The organism is Dyadobacter sediminis, assembly GCF_005860765.1.
GTDB classification, from domain to species: domain Bacteria; phylum Bacteroidota; class Bacteroidia; order Cytophagales; family Spirosomataceae; genus Dyadobacter; species Dyadobacter sediminis.
This window is the reverse complement of the sequence record NZ_VCEI01000013.1, coordinates 1-6,364: the sequence shown is the minus strand read 5'-3', so window position 1 is coordinate 6,364 and position 6,364 is coordinate 1. Positions and strand designations below refer to the sequence as shown.

General features: G+C 36.0%; 7 protein-coding genes. All 7 read right to left on the bottom strand.

Features of this window, described 5'->3' with window-relative positions; all coding sequences use genetic code 11:
- Positions 1 to 406: 406 nt before the first annotated feature.
- On the bottom strand, positions 407 to 2,521 hold the full coding sequence (locus FEM55_RS07275) for a GAF domain-containing sensor histidine kinase (RefSeq protein ID WP_138280688.1): 2,115 nt from the start codon (positions 2,519 to 2,521) through the stop codon (positions 407 to 409).
- A 235-nt stretch (positions 2,522 to 2,756) separates the two neighbouring features.
- Entirely contained in the window at positions 2,757 to 3,605 is an 849-nt protein-coding gene (locus FEM55_RS07270; RefSeq protein WP_138280687.1) for a DUF5712 family protein, read from the bottom strand.
- A gap of 2 nt (positions 3,606 to 3,607) precedes the next feature.
- Complete coding sequence (locus tag FEM55_RS07265; RefSeq protein ID WP_138280686.1) at positions 3,608 to 4,195, bottom strand: BfmA/BtgA family mobilization protein; 588 nt, start codon at positions 4,193 to 4,195, stop codon at positions 3,608 to 3,610.
- Positions 4,196 to 4,660: 465 nt separating this feature from the next.
- Entirely contained in the window at positions 4,661 to 4,987 is a 327-nt protein-coding gene (locus FEM55_RS07260; RefSeq protein ID WP_138280685.1) for a hypothetical protein, read from the bottom strand.
- On the bottom strand, positions 4,977 to 5,177 hold the full coding sequence (locus FEM55_RS07255) for a hypothetical protein (protein WP_138280684.1): 201 nt from the start codon (positions 5,175 to 5,177) through the stop codon (positions 4,977 to 4,979). Before FEM55_RS07255 ends, FEM55_RS07260 begins: the two co-directional genes overlap by 11 nt.
- 28 nt (positions 5,178 to 5,205) lie before the next feature.
- Complete coding sequence (locus FEM55_RS07250) at positions 5,206 to 5,463, bottom strand: hypothetical protein (protein ID WP_138280683.1); 258 nt, start codon at positions 5,461 to 5,463, stop codon at positions 5,206 to 5,208.
- Positions 5,464 to 5,542: 79 nt separating this feature from the next.
- Complete coding sequence (locus FEM55_RS07245; protein WP_138280682.1) at positions 5,543 to 6,145, bottom strand: AAA family ATPase; 603 nt, start codon at positions 6,143 to 6,145, stop codon at positions 5,543 to 5,545.
- Between the last annotated feature and the right edge of the window lie 219 nt (positions 6,146 to 6,364).

The following is a 6,364-nucleotide window of genomic DNA, read 5'->3' as shown; positions in this document are numbered from 1 at the left end:
AGCCAGCATTCTAAATACTTCTTGCTTGAACTCAGCGTCATAGCTCCTACGAGTCTTTAACGTTTTTGGGTCTTTCATTTTGCATCAGGATGTGCAAAAATGTGTGCCGTTTTTTGGAGCCACCTCAAAGGTGTATTTGTTCTCTGAAACAACAAAAGTTCATGGTTATAAACAAAACTAAGAAAGTGCTCTCTCTTTGTACTAATTAAAGAACTTTCGCAAAACCGCTGCTACCCTCTTGTTCTGTGTTTTCTCATTTAACATAAAATCCGTTATAAAAACTGCAGGAACCATTTCTGGATTTTATTATAATTACTTACCCTAATCTAAGTAATACCAGTTTGTACTTTTCGGATTTACTTTCTAAAATTATCTTATAAACAAACTATCTACTTTTAACTATTATTTATATCGGAAATCCTGGCAAATACACACAAAATGTAGCTCCCTGTCCAAGCTCACTAATTGCTGTAATTACTCCATTGTGATTTAAAACTACCCGCTCACATATAGCTAATCCAACTCCAGTACCTTGAAATTCATTTTTGGTATGTAGCCTTTGAAAAACCTGAAATATTCGATCTAAATATTTAATATCAAATCCAATGCCTTCGTCTTTAACATTAATTTGGTGGAATAATGGTGCATTGCTACTAAATACCAAATGTTTTGGTAACTCACTTCTATGACGAATGAAATATTCAATACTTATTCTAGGATTTTCATTAGGTCGTGTAAATTTAATTGCATTAGATATCAGGTTTTGAAACAGATGCATAAGTTGTGATTTGTCACCTTCTACAACACCCAGTTGCTCAAATTCAATAGTTGCATTGTATTTACGAATTTCGTAATTCAAAATTTCTAATACGTCCATTAAAACTGTATTTAATGATACCAAACCAAATTTCTGCTTACGACTATCCACAAGTGAGTACTTGTGTAAATCTTTAATTAATGCAGACATCCTTTGACCTGATACATTAATTCGATTCAAAAGGTCTATGGAGTTTTCATCTATTTTATCCGCAAGATTTTCACTAAGTATAGAGCTAAATGTTTGAATTTTACGAAGGGGTTCTTGCAGATCATGGCTAGCTATATAGGCAAATTGACGAAGATTATCATTCAAGCGAAGCAAGTCTTCGTTAAGTATAGTTAGTTCTTGTGTTCTAAGCTTAACTCTTCCTTCAAGCTCAACTGTCAATTGTTTATATTTATTTTCACTAATTTCTATCTTCTGTCGGCTTCTAACCTGCATGGAAACATCTGTTGCAATAACTAAGACACCAGAAATTTCTCCATTGATTTGGCGCCTTGGCTGGTAAGTCAAATTGACATAAATTGTTTCTAATTTACTATCTCGAATAAGATCTACAGACACTTCAGGAGCTATATAAGAGATACCCGTAGCAATAACATTTTTCAGGATTTGATCAAAGCCTTGTTCTTTAATTTCAGGTACTGCTATTAAAAGAGGCTTATTGATCAATTGCTCAGGTGTCCTACCAACCAGTTGGCAATAGAAGGGGTTAGCCATCCTATAAGTAAGTTCAAACTCATCTATTAACGCAATTGCTACTGGCGATTCTTCGAATGAGGTCAGTATCTGTTGCTGAGCTAAATCAATTTTCTGCTGAGTCAAGACCCGATCAGTAACATCCACAGCAATATTCATGACTGCATAAACACTACCTTTTTGATCATGAATTGGTTGATAAATAAAATCAAAGTAATAAGATCCTAATACACCATCAATTTCTAGCTGTGCTATAGTATTTTGAGTAATATATGGTACATCAGTTTCAAGAACATTATTTAAGATTTCTAAAAAACCTTGCTCTTTTATTTCTGGGATTATTTCAATCAATGGCTTTCCGATTACACATGGTCCCTTCCCCCAATATGATATCATTAAATCATTTGCTAGATCAACTCGCATTTCCTTACCTACAAAAAGACCTATTGCTACCGGTGCCTGACTTAGCAACGACCTGAAATCCGCTTCTTTTTCATTTAATTCTTTATTTTTTCGCCTTAGTTTTAAAAGATTGATGACTTGCCCGGATAAGATCTCCAAAGTTTTTATCTGATCCTGACTTAATGTTCTAGGATGATTATCAATAACGCATAATGACCCTAATACAAACCCGTCTTCATCAATAAGAGGGGTAGCCGCATAAAAAACCATATGAGGTGCATAAACTACTAACGGGTTTTCTGCAAAGCATGCATCTTGACACAAATCAGTAATAATAAATGTTTCACTTGGATTAAGTGTATAATGTGTAAAAATTGAGTGACTAAGAGAGACTTCTTTTAATTTCAGTCCATGACTAGATTTGAACCATTCTCTGGTATCATCTATAAAACTGATTAGTGATACTGGAGTTTGACAAAATTGAGCTGCTAAATATGTTATATTGTCGTAGTCTTGCTCTGGTAAAGAATCCAGTATATCATAACTTTTTACAGCAATTAAGCGGCTATTCTCATTTAAGAAGCCAGTTATTTTATTCATTTAATAAAAAAATGTGTTGTCATTAAATCTTTGAATGTACAATTCTCATTATCAAATTTAAAATTCTTATTAATTCATTAACAATAAATATTTACATTGTATTGTAATAGTAAATCTATATTTTCAAAATAATAGTAAAAATAAGCAGTGTATGAAGCAGTTGTATTGTTGATACTTACTGGTCAACTACTCCAATATGATAACTTCATCGCCAAATTCACAGAATAGTTTTAATTTACATACAAAGATGGCGGCCCCTCTCTTTCTGATGCGCTTGCTTGTCTGTTATTTTAGGCTGCTGTGCTAACTCTTTCTTTTCCCTTTTGTTTTGCTCGACAGCTTGGCTATGCTCTTTAGCTTGCTTGAGCTGACGGCTTTGCTCGGCTACAATCATATCAGCACGCTGCATCACTGTCCCGTTTAGCATCACCTTCCGGTATTGGAAGGTTTCGCTCAGCTCACGTACATAGCCAAACGTTCGGTCAAAGGCTTTTTCGCAGCGCTCTGTGAAATCCAACCGATTAAACTGCCCGAATTTCTTGCTGTGGCTGGCATTGCTCCCCCGGTGGTTGGTCATGGGGCTGATCAGCCGGCCGTTGTCTGCCGTCTTGCGGCTCACGATCAACTGTGCATGCATGTGGCTTCCTTCTTTCGCTTCTCCACGTTGACGGAGGCCCTGCTTTACTTCCTGATCTTCATGCGTATAGTAACGATGGTACTCGATCTTTCCATAGTATTTGATATCCTTTTCAGATAGCCCTTTATTAAAATTCTCTGCATACTCTTTCATTACTTCACGCGCAAAGGCTTTTAGCTTTTGCGGATCATTGCCAATATGGTCGAGCTCCTTTCCGGAAGGGCTGATATTGATTAGGTAAAACTTGGCTTCAGTCTTTTTAAGCTTGGCCACATTCTGGTCGATCCCAGATTTAACTTGGTCAGGCCCGATATCATCACGCCCTTGGTCAAACCATAACTCTTTTTTGTTCAGCTTCTGGTTTTCCTTTTCCAAATAGTCCGTCAATTGCCCGCAGCTGCCGGTATTGCCGCCCGTTTCACTTGCAGTAATGTTTACATGAGCCATAATCAAATCATTTTAAGCTGGCGACGGGTTTCGTCCTGAAGATCTCTGATCAGTTTGGATTGTGTCAAAGAATTTAGACCGTCCCGGACCTGAATGTAATTCTCCAGGATCTTGATATAATGATCCTGTAACCTCTCCTTCCCCCTTAGCATAGCATAGACCTCCCTCTGGTTCTTCTGTACTTCTAAAAGTACCTCTTTGCTGCTATGGAAAGACCTGAGCATTTCTGTGGCCAGGCTGGCAAACTGGCCCCGCATCTTGCCCTCCGGAAGCATTTCAAAGAAAGCTTCAAACTGGCTTCCCAACTCCTTGACCTGCCCGGCTTGTATTTTATGCTCGGCAAGCATCGGGGCTAAGATATCCTTTTCCTGAACTTTGATAAAACTGATGATCCGGTTAATGCCTTGCCCCAGCTCTTTCTTCAGCAGCTCGTCGCTCAGATCTGCCGGATCCTTCTTGGATTTATAGAAATAGTCAACCATTTCAGCAAGCAGATCCTGCTTGCTGCGCCCCAGCTTCTCGGCGATTTTCCCGAATTTTTCATCGGTTATCTCCGTAAAACGGACTGACTTATTGTACTTCTTTTCCATAGCCTAATATATCAGTTGATATACTTAAATAAGCTATTTAAAGTCATATAGGCAATATTAAATATCAAAATATATTTCATTTATATTAATTGTAAAATATAAAACACATATCATATTGAATATCAGTATTTTAGCCTCGCAGAGCAAGAATGAATTATCGCGCAGCGTAATTCCTTCTTGCTTCTATAAATAGAACAATTGGGGATAGTAAAGAAGGTAGGTTCTAGTTGGGAATATAAGTGAATTGCAAGGGAGAAATAGCTAGATGCTGTGAATTAAGTGGCTTATAGTAAGATATTAGGATGATATAAGGGTTTTAAGTTGTTTGATCCTAGCTGATTTTAGATTGGATTTTTATATTTGGCCTATTTCTGTTCTATAATGGAGTTATAATGGATGTTTTGATCTGTTTCTATTTAATAATCGTTTTATTAGTGTTCTCCAGTCTGATTTTATAATAACAACCTAGGAGATATCACGAAGTAAATAACGGATCATCTCATCTGGAATAGTATCTTTCTCGGACTTGTCGTAAATAGATAATAAGTAAATGGATTCTCGCTGAACTTTAACATAGGTAATCAAACGTCCACCTCCACTCTTACCTCGTCCTTTGCTCTTAATTGCAAAGCGAACCTTATAGCAATTCTTAAAAACCTCATCTCCTTGCATAGGATTTTCTAATAAACTTCTTTGTAATTGCAAAAGGTCTGATTTTAAAGAAGGGTACTTTTTAGCAATCTTTTTGAGTTCTCGCTCAAAATTAGGAGTAGCAATTATACTAAAGCTCATTCAGTAAATCTTCTAAAGACTTTGGCTTTACTTCTCCCTTTTCGATTAATTCTACTTCCTTTAAACCAGTCCGGATACTAGCTGCTAGATCGTAAGCTTCTGCTTTACGTTCCAATTCTTTCCAGTCTTTTATTGGCAGCTGAACGGCCGTTATCTTACCTTGATTGTTAGCTAAAAATTGTATGTTCATTGTTAGAATAGTTTTTAAGCAATTACAATTAATTTGTAGGTACAGCTTCTTTTAAATAAGCTTCAATGGCCTGAGTAGTAATATCCTTTAGTGACAACTCATTCTCTATACCATAAGACTTCATCCGCTTTACTAAATCTTTAGATATCCAAACATTTAGCTGAGCAGTTGCAATTTTAACTTCCTCTTTTAATACTGGCTTCACTTCTTGAATAGGCATTTTTGGTTGCTCTAACTTTAACCGGTTAGCTAATCCGCCCATTCGTTCTTTATAATCATTACCCATATAACATCTACATTTATGTATTTATGTAAATGCAAAAATATGTATTTATGTAATATGCATTTACATAATCTTCATTATTTTAAGAAATTGCTTCTACTATTTCTTCTGCTAATGAAGTAATCTCTTCTTTGGCTTTAGGATCTTCTCCGTTTAGTACTCCTCCCGTTAAAGGCGACCGAGTAAAACTTACCCGGTCATGTATAATAGTTTGCAGTAAAGGAATGGATAAAGTTTTCAGTAGCTCCTGGACTTCACTTGTAACACCAGAACGAGGCTTAACCATATTCAGTACAATACCTGACTTTAAAGAATGATGTTTCTTTCTTGTTTCTTCAATCAACTGCAACGTAGAACGAATTGCCATAACATCAAAAAAGCCAGCTTTTGTAGGTACTAAAACATAGTCGGATATTTTAAAAAGCTCAGGCAAACGACTTGATAAGTATGGTGGAGTATCAACTACAATCAAATCATAAGACAACTTTTGAATCTGATCGAACTGGTCTTCAGTAATAATCGATAAGTCAGGAAAATCGTTTTTTAGATCTGCAATACTTCCTTGCACATCAATGTCTACTAAAGCAACTGATAACTCTTCCTGAAAGCAAATAGCCAGATTTAAAGCTAATGTACTTTTTCCTACACCGCCTTTTTGATGGGCTATGGTAATGATTTTTGCCATAGCCAAATTTACTAGAATTATAAATTATACTATTACATAATTCCAAAACTAAATACATAAATACATATTTATATAATTGTAGATTTATGTATTTTATGATACCTCGATTATGTTAGACCACTAATTTAGGTTTGTTAGTTGTTTTAGGCGCACATTTCAAACAGCTCTGCAGGCTTTTTTCGATCTATTCCCTGGTGCGCTCTGAAATGATATCTATCC